We start from the raw sequence: 18,062 nt of genomic DNA on the forward strand, positions 1-18,062 counted from the left end.
TCAGGCGGCTGTGAGCCGAGAGGGTTCCTGACGCAGCTTCATGTTGGACCGGTCCATGCTGACCCATCTCACGGCACATGCGACGATAGTGACGATAAGCACTGTCCAGAAAATGGCGATGAACGGTGCTGCATTGCCAATTGCGAACCGTGCGGCCAGCGTCAGGATGAGCGCGGCCGGCGCTCCCCAGACGACACCATGCCAAGCCCCCAACAAACCTGGCTCGCGAATGCCCCGGCGCTGGCGCTTGCCCAGCCAGATATAGACGCCGGTGGCACTGACTATGGTAAGGGCAAGGCCGAACAAGCAATATGCAACCTTCACCGGCAATCCGCCGAAATTGCCGAAATGCAGGTTATAGTTCGACGCCGCTGCCTGCTTCCCGATATCGCCGTCGGCCAGCCCGGCCGTTCCCATGAACCGCCCGGCAGCGTCAAACGCGTAATATTCGCCGAAGATCAGCCGACGTGCCGGACTCGCGACGATCTGGACATGCTGCCCAGCAGTCATCGGATCATGCAGAATGGCATAGGTGACCGCGACGTCGGGGAAGCGATCGCTCATCGTCCGCAACGCTACGGCGACGTCGGGCACCGGCGCGGGGCGTGGATCAGGTTTGGCCTCTTCGCCGAAGATGGGCGCGTAGACCGCCTCGATATCGCCATCATAATAGCGGGCAGCGACCGCATAGGCAGTGACGCTGGCCAACCCGATCGCAGCGCCGGTAATGGCAATGGCGATGCCGAAGGGCAACGTCCACACGCTCAGCCGATTATGCCAGTCCGCGAGGGCAAGGCCGCCGCCATGCCGCATCCGCAGCCGGAAGGCGTCCCGAAAGATCCGGGGATGCGCGATTACGCCCGATATGCTGAGCGCCAGCATCAACACGCCCAGGATTCCGACAATCGTCATGCCAACGAGGCTGGGCAGGTGCAGCGTGTAATGCAGCGCGTAGAGAAATTCGGACCAGCCATTTTCCTCAGGGACAGCAATGCGGCCCTGGGCATCCAGATGCACCGCCTGGCTGTCGGTGGTGATCGTGGTGCGGGGCAGCTCCGGTACGGGCAGATGGACATAGAGATGCGTGGTCGCCGGCTTGCCGCGTTCGCTCTCCAGCACCGCCTGCACGCCGCGCTGCACTGCGACCGGGTCGATGGTGGTCATCTCCGGTGCGGCACCTTGCTCGGCGCGCTGCCATTCCTCGTAAAAGACCAGCACCGTGCCGCTGAGACAGACCAGATAGAGCAGCGCGCCGGCCAGCAGGCCAATGGCGGCATGCGCGGAAAGCCCCCGCTTGACCAAAGTCGCATTGGCAGCATCCGTCATCATGCGATCCCCAGCATGAAAGGTGCGCCTAGCACAGCGCAGCCGAGCAGGGTCAGCGCCTGACCCCGCCGCCGTGGCTGCATCAATAAAATCGTAGCCAGCACAGCCCAGCTGATGGGCACGGCAAACAGGGCGGCGACGGTGGCATTGGCCTCGCCCCAGCCCAGTATCAGCCCCGCCCCGCGCAGTGCCAGCCCCAGGGCCAGTGCCGACAAAAAGCCGCCGGGCACGGTAATCAAGAACGTCGCCAGCCTCCGCCCGATCCGCATCGGGTCGCAGGACGAGGATTGAACCACGGTTCGGCGATCGAATGCCGTCTTACGGCCGGGCGGAGAGCGCAGCGCAGCCACACCAAGCGCGACAAGGGCCGTCGCCATGGCAACCAAAGCAGCCACGGCAACGCCCCAGGCCCCGGCCCCGTGCCAAGCGACAACGGCGGATGCGGCGATCAGCCCCCAACCGGCACCCACCCAGCCAGCGCTGCGCTGCGCGTACGACCAGGCGAGCCGCAGTCCGCCCACGCCCGTTGCGCCCAGCAGCGCCGCGAGCCAGACCAGGGCCATCGGCTCACGCATCAGAAGCGATAGCCAAGCGTTGCGAACACATTGCGCTCGGCCCCGACGAAACAGTCGCCGCGCGCCAGGCAGGCGGAATAATATTCCTCGCCCAGCAGGTTGGTGGCGTTGACCGACAGCCGCCAGCGCTGCCAGCTCAGTTCGGCAAAGCCATCGACCAGGGTATAGTCCGGCGTCACGATGCCGTTCGGAAAGGCGGGGCCATAGGAGATGTTGTCGCCCGCATAGCGAACGCCGCCGCCCAGCCTGAACCCGATGTCGTTCGCCAGCGTCCAGCCCTTGCCCGCCCAGATCGACGCATTGTGCTTCGGCACATTGTCGATCTGCTGGTTGGTGCCGTCGATCTCGGCCTCGTTATAGCTGTAATTGGCGATCAGCTGCACCTGGCCGGGCAGGATCGTGCGCGCCTCGAACTCCACCCCTTGGGAGGTCAGCGATCCGGCCTGGCGCTGATCGAAGGGATCGGGCGTGGTGGGATCATCGACCGGCCGGTTATTCTCCTTGATCCGGTATCCGGTCAGGGTGATCATGCTGGCGGCGTTCAGCTGATATTTGATGCCCAGCTCATATTGGTTGCCTTGTTTGGGCACGAACGGATTGCCGTTGCTGGCCGTGCCCGCGATCGGCTCGAAGCTCTCGGTATAGCTGAAAAAGGGCGACAGGCCGGGGGTGATGTCGCCGATGATCCCGGCGCGGAAGGTGGTGGCACTCTGGGCCACGCGTTCGCCGCCGAACGTCCGGCTCGTCACCCGGTCGCGCCGGGCGCCGACCACGACCGACACCCGGTCGAAGAACCGCAACTGATCCTGCACATAGAAGCCAAGCTGGGTCTGCTCGACATCCTCGAGCGGATCGGCAGCGGGCAGGCCGCCGCCAAAATCGGACAGCGCATCATAATTGATGTCGTAAATGTCGATATACTCATAACCGAACCCGCCGACCTTGCGGACATGGTTCCAGCTATAATCCACGCCGACCAGCAGAACGTGCTCGACCGCGGACCCGGTGTTGAAATTGAGTTGGAGATTATTGTCGGTGGAGAAGATCTCCATCCGTGCCTTGCTGCCATCGGCGTAAAGGCCGATGGTCCGCTGGGCGGGGTCGCGCAGCACCGCGCCCGTCGCCGGATCAGTGACCGGCGCGCCCGTCACCGGATCAAGCAGAACATAGGGGTTGGCCGGATTGGAATAGCTGTCGGGATAATGGGTCAGATAGGTCAGGTCGCTGTCGATATAGCGTGCCTTCAGGCTGACCTTCGCCGCATCGCTGAACCGGTGGGTCACCAGCGCCGTCCCCTGCAGCAGGCGGCCATCATACCGGTCCCAGCCGGGCTTGCCGATGAAGCGGCTGTTGGGCAGCTGACCATTGGGATTGGGCAGGATGGTGCCGACAAGCGGCAGGAACTGCGACGTCGAGCCGCCGTCGTCCTCCTGATACAGTCCAAGCAGCGTGATGTCCGTCGCGGCACTGGGCGACCAGGTGAGCGAGGGCGAGAGCATCACGCGGTCGTCGGGCACGAAATCGGTCTGGCTGCCCGCATCGCGGATGCGCGCGACGATGCGGCCATTCAGGCCGGAGGTGATCGCACCGGTGAAGTCGCCAAGCACTTCCTTGCGATCGAACGAGCCGTAACGGACGGCAAGCTCGCCAGCGGAGACGGACGAGGGAAGCTTGGAGTTGAGGTTGATCAGGCCACCGAGGGCGCCCTGGCCGAACAACATTGACGAGGGGCCCCGCAGCACTTGGACGCTGTCAAAATTATAGGGATCAGCGCGGACGCTGGCATAAAAGCTGAAGATATCCCGCATCCCGTCGCGGAACTGAAGCGCATCCAGGCCGCGGATAAATGCGCCATCGACGCGGCTGTCAGGGCCATAGGGATTGGCTTGCACGCCCGCGACGTAGTTCAGCGTGTCCGAGATCGAGACCGCCCCCTGCGCCTCGAACAATTCGTCGGTAATGATCGTCACCGGCTGCGGCACCTGGCTTGCCGGGGTGTCGGTCTTGGTCGCGCCACCTGCCGACTGGTTTTCGCCGGTTACGACGATGTCAGTGTCGGAACGACCCTCTTGGCAAAAGGCGGCCGACGACATCAACGCCGCCGCTGAACCCACCGCGAACCGAACAAAACGCATATGCATCCCCTTATGATTGGCGATCGGCTAATGCGACTTGTTATCAATAGCAAGAAGTTTTCTGGACATGAGGGATTGGTGTGAATGACGCATGTCGGGGCGCATGCCGATCGGGGCCATGCGCCAGGTAGCAGTTTCGGGAGGACGTGGTACGGGTGCTTCAAGGCAAAGTCGCCTTGGGCGCAGCAGCATCCGCAACCTGACATGCCCACGCAGGAGACCGGCACGACGACTGCTTACATTTTCTGCTAACCCAACCGATCGTCGGTCAAAGTCTGGACAGGATCAGTCGGGCACGCTCGACAACGGGCGCATCGATCATTTCGCCATCCAATGCGCAGGCCTTGCCATCCGCCGCATTGGCCGCCGCCAAGATCCGGCGGGCACGCGCGACCGCTTCGTCATCAGGCGCAAGGGCCGAATGAACCAGTTCAACCTGCATCGGATGAATACACAGCTTGCCACTAAAGCCAAGGTCTGCGGCGCGCCTGACCTCACCCAACATAGCGGCTGTATCGCGAAACGCCGCACACACCCCATCGATCGGCGGGGGCAGCCCGGCAGCTCTGGAGGCAATGGTCAACGACAGGCGGATCGGATCGAGCAGCCCTGTATCGCTTGCCATGCCAAGATCGTTCGCGAGGTCGATGGTGCCCAGCGCCAGCCTTGCAACACCCGGCGTGGCCGCGATCTGGTGAACGGCGGCAACGCCCCGTGCGCTTTCGATCAACGCGATCAAGGGGACACGGGTGACAATCCAGTCGAGCATCGGCCCCGGCTCCGCCTTGGGCAGCATTACGCCAAAGATGCCGCCGCGATCGACAAGCGCCCGGTCTGCCGCCTCGTCCGATGTCCCCGCGCCATTGATCCGCACGATGACGCGCGCCCCGGTTTCGACAAGCCCGCGCACATGATCGCGCGCCGCCGTCCTTGCCGCTGGCGCGACCGCATCTTCCAGATCGACGATCACCAGATCGGCGCCGGACGAAAGCGCCCGGTCAAAACGGTCGGGCCGATCGCCGGGCACGAACAACAGGCTGCGCGCAGATGCGATCGCCGAAGCGTCGGCGTTCATGCAACCTTTGCCTCGATCAGCCCCAGTTCGGCGAGGATCGCTTGCGTATCCGCGCCCGGCGCGGGAATGGCATCCATTCGCGCATCGGCCTGCCCCGGCGGGAGCAACGCCGAAACCGGACCCTGCGGCGTCGCCACCTTGCGCCAGCGCCTGCGCGCTGCAAGCTGCGGATGCGACCAGAGGGCAGCCATATCGTTGACCTGTGCATTGGCGATCTGAGCCTTGTCGAGCCGCTCGATCAAGGCGGCGCTGCTCAGCTTGCCCAGCACCGCGTCGAGGATCGGTTCCAGCGTCTCGCGATTGGCCGAACGCTGGCTGTTGCCGGCAAAGCGCGGATCCTCGGCAAGAGCGAGATCGCCCATGACCTCCGCACAGAAACTCCGCCATTCGCGCTCGTTCTGGATACCGAACAGCACCTCGCCATCGGCCGTGCGGAACGGTCCATATGGGTAGATGGTGGCATGGCGCGCGCCGGTGCGCGGCGGCTGGGCCGCGCCGTCGAATGCATAGTACATGGGAAAGCCCATCCATTCGGCCATCGCCTCAAGCATCGAGACGTCGATATGCCGCCCCCTGCCCGTCCTGCCCCGTTCGATCAGTGCAGCGAGGATGTTGGTATAGGCATACATGCCCGCCGCGATATCGGCGATCGAACAGCCCGATTTGGCCACCTGTTCAGGCGTGCCGGTAACCGACAGAAACCCGGACTCGCTCTGGATCAGCAGGTCATAGGCCTTGCGATCACGATAGGGGCCGTCCTGCCCATATCCCGAAATGTCGCAGACGATCAGCGCGGGGTGTTCGGATGCCAGCGACGCATAGTCAAAGCCCATCCGCGCGGTGGCGCCGGGGGCAAGGTTCTGGACCAGAACGTCGGCGCGGGCGACGAGCCGTGACAGCGCCTCGCGGCCGAGCGGCGACTTGAGGTCGAGGGTGATGCTTTCCTTCGACCGGTTGCACCAGACGAAGTGGGAGGCGAGACCATTGACCCTGTCGTCATAGTCGCGGGCGAAATCGCCGCCACCGGGCCGCTCGACCTTGATCACCCGCGCGCCCAGATCGGCGAGCTGGCGCGTCGCAAACGGGGCCGCGATGGCATGTTCAAGACTGACAACCGTGATCCCTTCAAGCGGGCGCATGATGAGGCTCCGTTTCGGCTTCGAAGGACAAGGGAAGCGGGCGGCGCGGGGCCGCCCGCAACCGTCACTTTCGGAACATGTACGTCTTGGTGTTGGTGAATTCGGCCAAGCCCTCGGCCCCGTTTTCGACGCCCAGGCCCGACTGTTTGTGGCCGCCGAACGGGATGTCGATGCCGTGGATGTGGATTTCGTTCACCCACACGGTGCCCGCCTCGATCCGCTCGGCAACGGCAATCGCCGCCTCGCGATCCTTGCCCCAAACCGATGCGGCAAGGCCGAAGGGGGTGTCGTTGGCCCGCGCTACGACCTCATCGATCTCATCGAACGCCAGGATGGGGACAATCGGGCCGAACGGCTCCTCACGCACGATGCGGCTGTCATCGGGCGGATTGTCGACGACGGTGACCGGAACGAAGTTGCCGGGCAGGCTCTCATCGATGGTCCCGCCGATCGTCACCTTGTGACCCTGTTCAGCGACATCGGCGAACAGGCTGCGCAGTTTGTCATACTGCATCCGGTTCTGGATCGGACCCAGGTCGGTGTCCGGGTCCATGCCGTCACCGACCCGGATGCCGCGCGCATAGTCGGTAAAGGCCGCCACGAAGTCAGCATGGATCGAACGATGCACGTAGATTCGCTTCGATGCGATGCACCACTGGCCCGAATTGCCGAACGCGGCCCAGAACAGGGTCGGCACGATCGACTGCCAGTCGGCATCGGCAAGCACGATCGCCGGGTCCTTGCCGCCCAGTTCAAGCGTCACGCGCTTCAGCGTGCCTGCGCTCGACGCCATCACCTTCTTGCCGGTAGCGGTGGAGCCGGTGAAGCTGATTTTGGCAACATCCGGGTGCTCGGTCAGCTGCTGGCCAAGTTCGTTGCCGCCAGAGACAATGTTGAGCACGCCGGCCGGAAACACCTGCTGCGCAATCTCGCCAAAGCGCAGCGTGCAGAGCGGCGTGTAGGGCGACGGCTTCATGACCATCGTGTTGCCCGTGACCAGGCAGGGCGCGATTTTCCACAGGCCAAGCAGCACCGGGAAGTTCCACGGCGTGATGGCGCCGACAACGCCGAGCGGGGTGTGGCGGATCTCGACCACATGCTCGTCGGTATCCTCGACCACCTGGGGCGGCAGCCGGCGCTTGGCGACTTCCCGCACCCAGTAGATTGCGGCTTCCACCTCGCTTTTCGCCATCGAGTGCCGCGGCTTACCCTGTTCAAGGGTCAAAAGGCGGATCAGGTCGTCCTTGTGCGCCTCAAGCGCGTCGGCATACTCACCGATCAGCGCACCACGCTCGTCCCAGCTCATCGCCGACCAGGCGGGGAAAGCCGCCTTGGCCCCCGCGACCGCCGCGTCCAGATGCTCCGCACTCCCATCGGGCGCGCGGGCAAGCACCTCGTTGGTCGCAGGATTGAACACATCGAAGGTCGTGTTGGTTTCGATCAGGCGACCGCCAATGCTGAGGGCATAGGGGCCGTTGAAATCGACACGGACCGCGCTCCGGTCGGCCGGGGCATCCAGTTCAGCTGCTTCGCTCATCATCTGCTCCTTTTGCACTACCCCCGAAATCGTTCAGACCGACCGGCCGCCATCGACCGGCAGTTCAACACCGGTGATGAAGTCGGCGGTCGCAAGGTAAACCGCGGCATCCGCGACATCGCCCGCCTCGCACAGCCGCCCGAGCGGGATCGAGCCGAGGAAGCGCGCGCGGTTTTCCGGCGTGTCGGGCATGCCCATGAAATCCTCCAGCATGCCGGTCGCGCCCATCACCGGGGCGATGGCATTCACCCGGATCTTGTAGGGCGCGAACTCGACGGCCAGCGCCTTTGACAGGGTGTTCGCTGCACCCTTCGACCCGGCATACCAGCTAAGGCCGGGGCGCGGCCGGATGCCCGATACCGACCCTACGTTCAGCATCACCCCGCCGCCATTGTCGCGCATCGCGGGCACGACGGCCTGGACCATGTGGTAAATGCTTTTGACGTTGACGGCATAGACGCGGTCGAACGTCTCCTCATCCACCTCCAGCGCGGGCTGGTTGCGGTGGGTGTATCCGGCATTGTTGACGACGATGTCCGGGGTGCCGAAACGGGCCTGTATCGCTGCGATCGCGGCATCGATATCGGCACGCTTGCTGACATCGGCACGCAGCGCAATCGCGCGATCGGGGCCGATCGCCGCAGCGACCCGCTCGGCCCCGTCCAGGTTCAGGTCGACCACCGCCACGCGTGCGCCAAGGCCCGCGAACCGATGCGCGATCGCCTCTCCGAACCCGCTTGCCGCGCCGGTCACCAGCGCGACCTTGTTCTTCAAATCCATGTCCTGCTCCTGTTGCCGATCGCGCCGCCGCCTATCGATGGTCGATCACGATCGTCTTGGTCTTGCTGAAGTCGTGCAGCGCAGCGAAGCCCTTCTCGCGCCCGTGCCCGCTCTTTCCCGACCCGCCAAAGGGAAGCTCGATGCCCGCGCCAGCGCCATAGCAGTTCACGAACAGCTGCCCTGCACGCACGCGCTTGGCCAGCCGCATCTGCCGCCCGCCGTCGCGGGTCCAGACTGCCGCGACCAGCGCATAGTCGGTCGCATTGGCCAGGGCGACGGCATCCGCCTCGTCATCGAACGGCAGGATGCTCAGCACCGGGCCGAAAACCTCCTCGCGCGCGATCGCATGGTCGCGGGGCACCGCGCCGAACAGTGTCGGTGCAACGAAGAACCCGCCTGCCGGCAGTGCGGGGTCCAGCCTGCCCTGCGCAAGCACAGGGATGCCGTCGCTGCGTGCGCGATCGATGAAGGATTGAACGCGGGCCTGCTGCTTGGCGGTGATGATCGGGCCGCAATCGGCGTCCATTGCCGGAGTGCCGACCCGCACCCGGGCAAAGGCGTCCGCTAGCCGCTCGACGAGCGCGTCGTGGATCGATCGTTCGACCAGCAGGCGGCTGCCCGCAGAACAGGTCTGACCGCTGTTCTGGACAATCGCATTGACGATCACCGGCACCGCGCGGTTGAGATCGGCGTCGGCGAACACGATCTGCGGCGACTTGCCGCCCAGTTCGAGCGTGCAGGTGATATAATGGTCGGCGCACAGCTTCTGGATGATCTGGCCGACCTCCGGCGATCCGGTGAAGGAGACGAAATCGACACCGGGATGCGATGCCAGCGCAGCGCCTGCGGTCGCCCCGCGCCCGGTCACTACGTTGATCGCCCCTGCAGGAAAACCGACCTCGGCCGCGAGCGCCGCAAGCCGAAGGGCGCTTGCCGAGGCATCTTCCGCCGGCTTCAGCACCGTCGCGTTCCCGGCGGCGAGTGCGGGCGCCAGCGTTCGCCCGAACATCTGGGCAGGGTAGTTCCAGGGAAGGATGTGCCCGGTGACGCCATGCGGCTCGTTGATCACGGCGACATGGTGCCCATCCAGATACGGGATCGTCTCCCCGTGGAACTTGTCCGCCGCCCCGCCATAGAATTCGAAATAGCGGGCCAGCGCGGCGGCATCGGCGCGGGCGACGCGCATCGGCTTGCCGGTATCCCGCGCTTCGATCCCGGCGATTTCATCGGCATTGGCCGCGACCGCATCCGCAAAGCGGGTGAGCAGGCGCCCCCGCTCGGTCGCGGTCAGCCGGCCCCACGCCCCTTCGTCGAACGCCTGACGCGCGGCGGCGACCGCCCGGTCGATATCGCGCTCGCCGCTATCGGCGATCTCGCCATAGGCTTCGCCCGTCGAGGGATCGATCATCGGCAGGCTATCGGCCGTCTTCGCTTCGTGCCAATCGCCGCCGATGAAGTTACGCATACTCGCTTCGGTCATCTGATCCGCCTGCTGTTTATTCTACCCTCAACCCCCGGCGATCAATCGAGCGCCGCGATAACCGATCAAAAACGATGGGGCGTTGGTGTTGCTCGTCGTAATGCTCGGCATGACCGAGGCGTCCGCGACACGCAGCCCGGCGATCCCGTGAACGCGCAGCTGCGGATCGACGACCGCATCGGGCCCGCTGCCCATTTTGGCGGTTCCAACCGGGTGGTAGAAGGTCGCTGCCGCCTTTTTCAGGAAGGCCCGATACGACGCCGGGTCGGCCGCCTGAGCGCCCGGCAGCACCTCTTCCTTGCGGATGCGGCCATAGGCGGACGAATTGCCGATCGCGCGGGCCAGCTCGGTCGCAGCCTTGAACGCCGCGATATCCTGCTCCGTGCCCAGAAAGTTGGGATCGATCACCGGCACCGCACGCGGATCGGCCGAGGTGATGGTCACCGAACCGCGCGCCTCGGGCCGCATGACGCCCGACAGGATGGCATAGCAATTGGGCCGCTTCAGCCCCAGTTCCGGCGTCGCGAATGGCAGGCTGACATAAAGCGCAGTGATATCGGGCCGGGCAAGCCCTGGCTGCGAGCGCCACCACATATAGACTTCGGAATGGTTGTACGCGGTCGGCGGCAGCGGTCGCTGCGCCTCGAAATTGACGCCCGCGCCAAGAACGTGGTCGGACAGGTTCGCACCGACGCCGCGCAGCCCCGCGACCGGCGCAATCCCCAGCTTGCGAAGCTGCGCCGGATCGCCGATGCCCGACAGCGTCAGGATCTTTGGCGTCATGATCGCGCCCGCCGACAGGATGACTTCCCGGGTCGCGCGGACCTTCACCGGCTTGCCGCCGTGGAGATATTCGACGCCGACACAGCGCCCCTTTTCGATCAGCAGCCGCAGCACCGGCGCGTCGGTCAGGACGCTCAGCTTCGCGCCCTGTTCCAGCGCGGGGCGCAGGAACGCGGCGGCACTGTTCTGCCGCTTGCCCATATAGATGTTGAAATTGACCCAGGCCGGCCCCTCGATCTTGGGACCGTTGATGTCGTAATTCTCCTCATAGCCGAGCGACTTCGCACCAGCGATGAATGCCTGCGCGCCCTCATGCCCTTTGGCCGGATCGGGACGGGTGATGTGGAGCGGACCGCCCGCCCCGCGCAGGTCGCTTGCCCCGCCCTGCCAATCCTCCAGCGCCTTGTAATCGGGCAGCACCGATGCCCAGTCCCAGGCGGTGGCGCCATCCTGTGCCCATGAATCGAAATCGCCCGGCACGCCGCGCGCATAGATCATGCAGTTGACGCTGCCGCAGCCGCCCAGCCCCTCGCCGCGCGGATAGGCGATCTTGCGATTGTCGGCATGGCGCTGCGGGGCCGTCTCATATCCCTTGGTGAATGGCAGCGCCAGCGCCTCCGGCCAGCGCGCCGGATCGGTGATCTGCGGCACCTCGTCGCTCGGCCCCGCCTCCAGGACCAGGACGTTGGCGCCGGTTCGCCGCGCAAGCTCACCGGCCAAGGTGCCGCCCGCAGTGCCCGCCCCGATCACGATGTAATCTGCACTGCGCGGCACGGGAACGGTCCGCGTGGACTGGGCAAACGCCGGACCGGCAGCCAGCGAGAGCGCGTTTGCCGCAGCAAGTCCCATGCCCGCCATCGTCGCACGGGCAATGAACGCGCGCCGGTCGATCGCGCCAGTCGAAAGATCATGTGCCGCGGCGTTCACGCCGTCCTTGTCGAAATCGCCTGTCATCCTCTGCCTCATCGAATTGGTTGTTGGAACAACGGCCTAAAACACCCGAAGTATGCGAAGCTGGACCCGCGCACCTTCCTTGAACCCGTTCTGCACGTCGAGGTCGGTCCCCAGTTGCGTCATCAGCTGCCATTTCGGCGAAATCGTATGGCGCCAGGTGCCGAGGATCGATGTCGTTGCGATCGGATTATTCTGTTCGATCCCGTCGATCCGCTGCTCGCCCCCGCCAACATACATCAGGCGGGCGTTCAGCTCATTCTTGTCGTCCAGAAGGTAACGCGCAAAACCCTGCACGCGGTACATCGGCTTTTGCGTCAGCCGCTGCGATGCAGCGCCAAGGTCGTCGTTCACGCCAAAGACCATGGCATCGCCGGACAGTTCGAGGATCGTCTTGGGCGCAACCTTTTTCGACACGACGGCCTGGATGGACCCCTTCCATCGGTTCTCGCCCAGATTGAGCGGACGGTCGGCGCGGTAGTCGCCGGTGGGCACGAACACATAGGGCGTAACCCCGAAATAGGTCCCGCTCTCCGCATCCTCATGCAGCCACAGCGTGCTGACGAGGATGGTGTCACCAAACCCCGTCGTTTCGCCAAGCGCGGCGGCTGACCCATGACCGCGCAAATAGCCGACGGGCTGCAGCACCTGATAATCAAGCGTCATGCCGCCGACCTTGGTGAACCCGACATAGCGGGCAATGGCCACGGCACTTTCCAATTCGGCATCGGGGTCGACGTTACGCCCGTCGGCATAGATGCCCTTTGCGTTCGCATATTGCAGATAGAGCAAACCGAGCTGCGTTCCGTCCGGTGCCGGCACATAATCGCCGGCATCGATCGCCTGCGCCGAGGCGACACCATGGCCCATCGCAGCCCCGATCAGCATCGCGCCGATCATCACGGAAGAGCGCATGGATTTGCGTAACCAAGACCTTTTCACAGACCTCTCCACCATTGCTTTCCAACAGCGATCCTTGCCGCCTTGGCTATCGACATCCCGCACCGCCGACGGCATGTCTATCGCCGTTTCAGCAAGTGTTATTTCGCAAAAGTGGAAATCAGCGATGATCATCGATGATCTGTTTACGCTGCGGCTCTTTGTCAGAGCGGCTGAGCTGGGCACTCTGGGGGCCGCTGCCGACCATCTCAACATCGCGATTGCCGCCGCATCGCGGCGCATCAAGCAACTGGAGGACAGAATGGGCGTGCGCCTGTTCCGGCGGAGTCGCCAGGGACTGGTTCTGACCGCGGCGGGCAGCGCCCTGCTCGACCGCGCCCGCAATCTCCTCGATGACGCCCGGTCGATCGAAAGCACCATGTCCGACTTTGCCGGGGGTATGCGCGGTGCCATCCGGCTTCAGGCCAATCTTTCGGCAATCGCACAGTTTCTTCCGGCGGACCTTGCCCGGTTCAGTTCGGCATGGCCCGACCTTCGCATCGAACTCGAAGAGCGATTGAGCAGCGAGATCGTGGCCGCGGTGACGGCGGGCGAAGCGGATGTCGGCGTGGTTGTGGCGGACGGCCCCATCGACCTGTTGTCGACCGTCGATTATCGTAGCGATCAGCTGGCGCTGGTCGTGCCCAAGGGGGAGTTTGGGTACCGCACCTCCATCGCGTTCGCCGACGTACCGCCGCACGATTTCGTGGGCCTGGTCAACGACACGGCACTGACCCGCACATTGATGCGCGAGGCCGCGCGCGCCGATTACAGCTTCCGCCTTCGCATGCAGGTTCGCAGTTTTGACGGGATGTGCAGGATGGTCGAGGCCGGGTTCGGATATGGCGTGTTGCCGCTGGTTGCAGCTCAAAGCCTTGCGGGATCCATGCAAATCGACGTGCTGGCCATCGATGACCCATGGGCACATCGGCGGATGAAGATCTGCGCGCTGCCGGCGAACGCGCAGCAGCCGGCAATCACTCAGCTGTTCAACGCGCTCGGCAATTGTGCCAGGGCCGGAAACGCGTCCGGCGCATCGGATCCAGCCTCAGCCTGATCGACCTCGCATCCGACCGGCCCGTGGCGTCCGCGCCCGGCGGTGCGAATTGCGCTTGCATATCCGAAATTCATTTATCATATGAATGCGCGCAGCCTCCTGCAGAGGGGACGCCACAGTTGGGAGGATCGGGTGATTTCTAAGGGAATGCTGCTCGCAGCAGCTGGTCTTGCGGCATTGTCGAGCCAGGCCGCGGCACAGGATGTCAGCCAGACGGGGACGCCGACGTCCGCCGGGGCCAGCCAGGACGGCACCGCCACCCCTGCGCCCGCCGCTGATGACGGCGACATCGTGGTCACCGGCTATCGCCAATCGCTGCGCACCGCGATCAATGAAAAGCGCAACGCCGACCGCGTTCAGGAAGTGCTGGCAGCCGAGGATATCGGTAAGCTGCCCGAGGCGAGCATCGCCGAATCGCTCGCGCGGCTGCCCGGCCTTGCCACCAACCGCGACCGTGGCAACGGCACGCAGATCTCGATCCGCGGCCTTGGCCCCAATCTGGTCAACACCCTGCTGAACGGCCGCGAGATAGTGTCCGCCGAGGCAAGCCGGAACGTCCGTTACGAGCAATATCCCGCCGAGCTGATCAACGGCGCTTCGGTGTTCAAATCGCCCACCGCATCGCAGGTCGAGGGCGCGATCGCCGGTCAGGTCGACCTGCAAACGCTGAAGCCGCTGGATTTCAACGAGACGCGGGTCGTTCTGAATGCCCGTGCGATCTACAGCGATCTGGCCGAGGACGTTCAGGATTCCAGCCCCTGGGGCTATATCGCCAGCGCCTCGCTGGTGACGCAGCTGATCGACAACACGCTGGGCCTTGCCATCGGCTATTCCGGCCGGCGCCAGTCGGTGGCGACGGTGCGCACCAACATCTTTCGCTACACCAACAGCTTTGGCGACCTGAACGGCAACGGCCAGTCGAACGACAACATCCCCTTCGGATTCGAAGGGCTGGCGCGCGGCGGCGACGACATCCGCCACGGTGCGCTCGCCGCGCTGCAATGGCGGCCGAGCAGCAATTTCGAGGTCAATGGCGACTTCTTCTACAGCCATGTCAAATTTGACGAAACGCAGCGCGGGTTCCGCGTCGAAGGGCTGCCGTTCGGCAACGTCCAGAGCGGCGCCACCGCCAGCACGATCGATTTCGGCAACGGCGCGACCGATTACGTCACCGGCCTGACCACCACCGTGTTCCCCGGCAACGAATCCTTTGGTCAGGTCGTGCGCGGCGTGAACGAGACGTTCTTTTTCAAGGACGATCTGTACGCAGGCGGCCTCAATGCCCGCTGGCAGCCGGAGGGATGGGACATCGCGGCCGATATCGGCTATTCGACCACGCGCCGCGACCAGCAGTTCCTGACGCTGCGGACCGAACCGGTCGGCATCGCCCCGACCACCACCTTCGCGTCCGGGCGCAACAGCGTCCCGACGATGACGATCAATGCGGATTTGACCAATCCGGCGCTGTTCCGGATCGCGGATTTCCAGATCCCCGCCAATGGCGGCGGCGCGCCGATCATCAACGACGAGCTGCTGACGGCCAGCTTCGATGTGCAGCGTGAGATCGGCCGGGGTCCGCTGGCGGGCATCCGGTTCGGCGCGCGCTATACCGACCGCACCAAGGATTATACCCAGCGTACCCAGTTCGGCTTTATCGACCCGGCGGCGCGTCAGCCCACGCCGGCATCGCTGCTGAACAGCCCCTATGCCTTTCAGGGCGCCTATGCCGGCCTGCCCAGCGTTCAGTCGATCGACATCATTCCCGCGGTCGAGCAGCTGTTCGGCCCGATCAACCCGACGACCTCCGACTTTGATCGCCAGTCGAGCTGGGAGGTGGGCGAGAAAACCTATGCCGGCTATTCGCAGATCGATCTGGACGGCAATCTGTTCGGCCTGGCGTTCACCGGCAATCTGGGCCTTCGCGTGGTCCGCACCGAAACGCTCTCGCGCAGCACGCAGGTCACCCAGACGCAGCTGCCGGACGGCAGCGCCCCGGTCGTACTGACCCCGCTGGCGGTCCGGAACGAATTCACCGACTGGCTGCCCAACCTCAACCTCACCTTCAAGCCGACGGACCGTCTGCAGGTCCGCCTGGGCGCGAGCGAGGCGATCTCGCGTCCGCCGCTCGACGATCTGAACGCCGGTTTCGGGCAGTTCACGTTCGGCGGACCGCCGGCGGCGTTCGGCGGCAATCCGCTGCTCGAACCATTCCGCGCCAAGCAGCTCGACGCGACGGTGGAATGGTATTTCGACCGCGACAGCGCGCTGACCGTGTCCGGTTTTTACAAGGACCTGTCGACCTTCATCGTTCAGCAGGTGACGCCGATCTTCGTGCCCGACGCCAATGGCAACCCGGTCGAGGGGACGTTCGTGCAGCCGGTCAACGGATCGGGCGGCACCATCAAGGGCGTGGAGGTGATGTTCCAGAAGGCGTTCACCTTCCTGCCCCAGCCGCTGGACGGCCTCGGCGTGTACCTCAATTACAGCTACACCGACAGCAACATCACCGTGACGGAGAATGACAACGCGCTGGGCGCGATCCAGCTGCCTGGCCTGTCCAAGCATGTCGCCAACGCAACGCTGTACTACAGCAAGGCCGGGTTCGAGGCGCGCATCGCCTATCGCTACCGGTCGGCCTATGCGACCGAACTGGGCGATACCGACCGCATCCTGTTCACGGCACCGGAAGAGGTGCTGGATTTCCAGACCAGCTATGATTTCGGCAAGGGCTCGGCGCTCAACGGCGTGCGGCTGCTGCTTCAGGCCAACAACCTGACCGACGAGCCATTCGAAACCTATTATGGCGACCGCCGCCTTCAGGGGCGCTACGAAAAATTCGGGCGGCGCATCCTCTTTGGCGTGGGATACCAGTTCTGATGCGGCAATGGATGGTCGGGGTCGCGCTCGCTGCGATGGCATCGGCGGCGAGCGCGGGTGACAAGGTCGCACCGCCGCCGGGCGGACTCTATCTTGGCGCGGACCTTTCCTACGTCAACGAAATGGAGGATTGCGGCGCCGTCTATCGCAGCGGCGGCAAGCCGGTCGATCCGTTCGCGCTGCTGGCGCGCAAGGGCGGCAACATCGTGCGCGTGCGCATCTGGAACGATGCCAAATGGACGAAATACAGCGACCTTGCCGACGTGACCAAGACGATCCGTCGCGCACGGGCCGCGGGAATGCAGGTGCTGCTCGATTTTCACTATTCGGACGATTGGGCCGATGGCGACAAGCAGATCGCGCCTGAGGCATGGGCAAAGCTCGACACCGCTGCGCAGGCCAAGGCGCTGTACGATTATACTCGCGACGTGCTCGGCAAACTCGATGCCGAAGGGCTAATGCCCGAGATGGTTCAGGTCGGTAACGAGACCAATCCGGAACTGATGGGCGGGGTCAAGAAGCCCAAGATCGACTGGGCGCGCAATGCCGTGCTGTTCAACGCCGGGATCAAGGCTGTGCGCGACGCCGGCCGGGCGTCGAAGATCGCCCCCCGCGTCATGCTCCACATCGCCCAGCCCGAGAATGTCGAGCCCTGGTTCGATGATGCGACCGCGGCGGGCGTGCTCGATTATGACGTGATCGGCATCAGCTACTACAAGAAATGGTCAACGCGCTCGATGCCGCAACTGGGCGAAACGATCGCGCGGGTGAAGGCACGGTACAAGGCCGACGTGATCGTCGTCGAAACGGCGTATCCGTTCACCAACGACAATGCCGACACCTCCCCCAACCTGCTGGGCCCCGACACGCTGGTGCAGGGCTATCCCGCGACGCCAAAGGGGCAGCGCGACTATCTGATCGACCTGACCCAGACGACGGTCGATGCTGGCGGCGTCGGGGTCGTCTATTGGGAGCCGAACTGGGTATCGACCCGCTGCGGCACGCGCTGGGGCAAGGGGTCGAACTGGGAAAACGCGGCGTGGTTTGACTATAAGCGGCATGAGGCGCTGCCGGCGTTCGAATTCCTGTCTCGCCGCTACGTTCCGCGCCCGGCAAGGCAACCCGCCGGGGGTCAGTGACGTTCGGCAGGCGCCGGCCACCCTGGCGTGGCGAAGCTGCTGTTTCTGCACTTTGACCTCCCGAACAGCATGGCAATTGCCCTGCCTCGCAAGCCCGGCTTTACGCCCTACAAGATTGCCCAGTTCACCAGATTGGGCATTGAGGACGCGGGCACCGAGTGGCGTGACGCTGTAGATGGTTCTGCAAAAGGCGCCATCAAGGAAGCGTGTCCTCTTCGGAACTGCGATGCAACGCATTCAGGCACTGACGTGCTCCCCTGATTGTTACC

General features: G+C 64.5%; 14 protein-coding genes. 4 read left to right on the plus strand and 10 right to left on the minus strand.

Annotated elements, in window-relative coordinates:
* The 10 genes from NYR55_RS04010 to NYR55_RS04055 form a co-directional block, all read right to left on the minus strand.
* The gene (locus NYR55_RS04010) at positions 1 to 1,326 is read right to left on the minus strand and encodes a PepSY-associated TM helix domain-containing protein (protein WP_260021548.1); all 1,326 of its coding nucleotides are present in this window, start codon (positions 1,324 to 1,326) and stop codon (positions 1 to 3) included.
* Positions 1,326 to 1,901 (minus strand): hypothetical protein, encoded by a 576-nt coding sequence (locus NYR55_RS04015; RefSeq protein WP_260019937.1) that lies wholly within the window; start codon positions 1,899 to 1,901, stop codon positions 1,326 to 1,328. The genes NYR55_RS04010 and NYR55_RS04015 overlap by 1 nt, the downstream gene beginning before the upstream one ends.
* Positions 1,901 to 4,036, minus strand: coding sequence for a TonB-dependent siderophore receptor (locus NYR55_RS04020; protein ID WP_260019938.1), 2,136 nt, complete (start codon positions 4,034 to 4,036; stop codon positions 1,901 to 1,903). The genes NYR55_RS04015 and NYR55_RS04020 overlap by 1 nt, the downstream gene beginning before the upstream one ends.
* Positions 4,037 to 4,304: 268 nt before the next feature.
* Entirely contained in the window at positions 4,305 to 5,111 is an 807-nt protein-coding gene (locus NYR55_RS04025; RefSeq protein WP_260019939.1) for a CoA ester lyase, read from the minus strand.
* Positions 5,108 to 6,250 carry a CaiB/BaiF CoA-transferase family protein gene (locus tag NYR55_RS04030; protein WP_260019940.1) on the minus strand — a complete coding sequence of 381 codons (1,143 nt, stop codon included), beginning with the start codon at positions 6,248 to 6,250 and terminating at the stop codon, positions 5,108 to 5,110. The genes NYR55_RS04025 and NYR55_RS04030 overlap by 4 nt, the downstream gene beginning before the upstream one ends.
* A 64-nt stretch (positions 6,251 to 6,314) precedes the next feature.
* A complete protein-coding gene (locus NYR55_RS04035; RefSeq protein WP_260019941.1) occupies positions 6,315 to 7,787 on the minus strand; it encodes an aldehyde dehydrogenase family protein in 1,473 nt (490 codons plus the stop codon).
* 33 nt (positions 7,788 to 7,820) lie between these two features.
* Complete coding sequence (locus NYR55_RS04040) at positions 7,821 to 8,567, minus strand: SDR family oxidoreductase (RefSeq protein ID WP_260019942.1); 747 nt, start codon at positions 8,565 to 8,567, stop codon at positions 7,821 to 7,823.
* Between the two features lie 31 nt (positions 8,568 to 8,598).
* On the minus strand, positions 8,599 to 10,047 hold the full coding sequence (locus tag NYR55_RS04045) for an aldehyde dehydrogenase family protein (RefSeq protein WP_260019943.1): 1,449 nt from the start codon (positions 10,045 to 10,047) through the stop codon (positions 8,599 to 8,601).
* Between the two features lie 27 nt (positions 10,048 to 10,074).
* Entirely contained in the window at positions 10,075 to 11,784 is a 1,710-nt protein-coding gene (locus NYR55_RS04050; RefSeq protein WP_260019944.1) for a GMC family oxidoreductase N-terminal domain-containing protein, read from the minus strand.
* 36 nt (positions 11,785 to 11,820) lie between these two features.
* Positions 11,821 to 12,696, minus strand: coding sequence for a transporter (locus NYR55_RS04055; protein WP_260019945.1), 876 nt, complete (start codon positions 12,694 to 12,696; stop codon positions 11,821 to 11,823).
* Between NYR55_RS04055 and NYR55_RS04060 the strand changes: the two genes are divergently transcribed.
* The 4 genes from NYR55_RS04060 to NYR55_RS04075 all read left to right on the plus strand — a co-directional run bounded on the left by NYR55_RS04060 (position 12,695) and on the right by NYR55_RS04075 (position 18,054).
* Complete coding sequence (locus NYR55_RS04060) at positions 12,695 to 13,777, plus strand: LysR family transcriptional regulator (RefSeq protein ID WP_260019946.1); 1,083 nt, start codon at positions 12,695 to 12,697, stop codon at positions 13,775 to 13,777. The two genes, NYR55_RS04055 and NYR55_RS04060, sit on opposite strands and share 2 nt — an antisense overlap.
* A 147-nt stretch (positions 13,778 to 13,924) precedes the next feature.
* Positions 13,925 to 16,654, plus strand: coding sequence for a TonB-dependent receptor (locus NYR55_RS04065; protein ID WP_260019947.1), 2,730 nt, complete (start codon positions 13,925 to 13,927; stop codon positions 16,652 to 16,654).
* The gene (locus NYR55_RS04070; RefSeq protein WP_260019948.1) at positions 16,654 to 17,793 is read left to right on the plus strand and encodes an arabinogalactan endo-1,4-beta-galactosidase; all 1,140 of its coding nucleotides are present in this window, start codon (positions 16,654 to 16,656) and stop codon (positions 17,791 to 17,793) included. Before NYR55_RS04065 ends, NYR55_RS04070 begins: the two co-directional genes overlap by 1 nt.
* A 27-nt stretch (positions 17,794 to 17,820) precedes the next feature.
* Entirely contained in the window at positions 17,821 to 18,054 is a 234-nt protein-coding gene (locus NYR55_RS04075) for a hypothetical protein (protein WP_260019949.1), read from the plus strand.
* Positions 18,055 to 18,062 lie beyond the last annotated feature (8 nt).

This window comes from Sphingomonas sp. BGYR3 (assembly GCF_025153455.1).
GTDB lineage: Bacteria > Pseudomonadota > Alphaproteobacteria > Sphingomonadales > Sphingomonadaceae > Sphingomonas.

Coding starts and splice junctions, on each gene's coding strand:
- NYR55_RS04025 (WP_260019939.1), bottom strand. CDS start 5,111: ATGAACGCCGACGCTTCGGCGATCGCATCTGCGCGCAGCCTGTTGTTC.
- NYR55_RS04010 (WP_260021548.1), bottom strand. CDS start 1,326: ATGACGGATGCTGCCAATGCGACTTTGGTCAAGCGGGGGCTTTCCGCG.
- NYR55_RS04045 (WP_260019943.1), bottom strand. CDS start 10,047: ATGACCGAAGCGAGTATGCGTAACTTCATCGGCGGCGATTGGCACGAA.
- NYR55_RS04020 (WP_260019938.1), bottom strand. CDS start 4,036: ATGCGTTTTGTTCGGTTCGCGGTGGGTTCAGCGGCGGCGTTGATGTCG.
- NYR55_RS04035 (WP_260019941.1), bottom strand. CDS start 7,787: ATGAGCGAAGCAGCTGAACTGGATGCCCCGGCCGACCGGAGCGCGGTC.
- NYR55_RS04040 (WP_260019942.1), bottom strand. CDS start 8,567: ATGGATTTGAAGAACAAGGTCGCGCTGGTGACCGGCGCGGCAAGCGGG.
- NYR55_RS04015 (WP_260019937.1), bottom strand. CDS start 1,901: ATGCGTGAGCCGATGGCCCTGGTCTGGCTCGCGGCGCTGCTGGGCGCA.
- NYR55_RS04060 (WP_260019946.1), top strand. CDS start 12,695: ATGGATTTGCGTAACCAAGACCTTTTCACAGACCTCTCCACCATTGCT.
- NYR55_RS04050 (WP_260019944.1), bottom strand. CDS start 11,784: ATGACAGGCGATTTCGACAAGGACGGCGTGAACGCCGCGGCACATGAT.
- NYR55_RS04070 (WP_260019948.1), top strand. CDS start 16,654: ATGCGGCAATGGATGGTCGGGGTCGCGCTCGCTGCGATGGCATCGGCG.
- NYR55_RS04065 (WP_260019947.1), top strand. CDS start 13,925: ATGCTGCTCGCAGCAGCTGGTCTTGCGGCATTGTCGAGCCAGGCCGCG.
- NYR55_RS04030 (WP_260019940.1), bottom strand. CDS start 6,250: ATGCGCCCGCTTGAAGGGATCACGGTTGTCAGTCTTGAACATGCCATC.
- NYR55_RS04055 (WP_260019945.1), bottom strand. CDS start 12,696: ATGCGCTCTTCCGTGATGATCGGCGCGATGCTGATCGGGGCTGCGATG.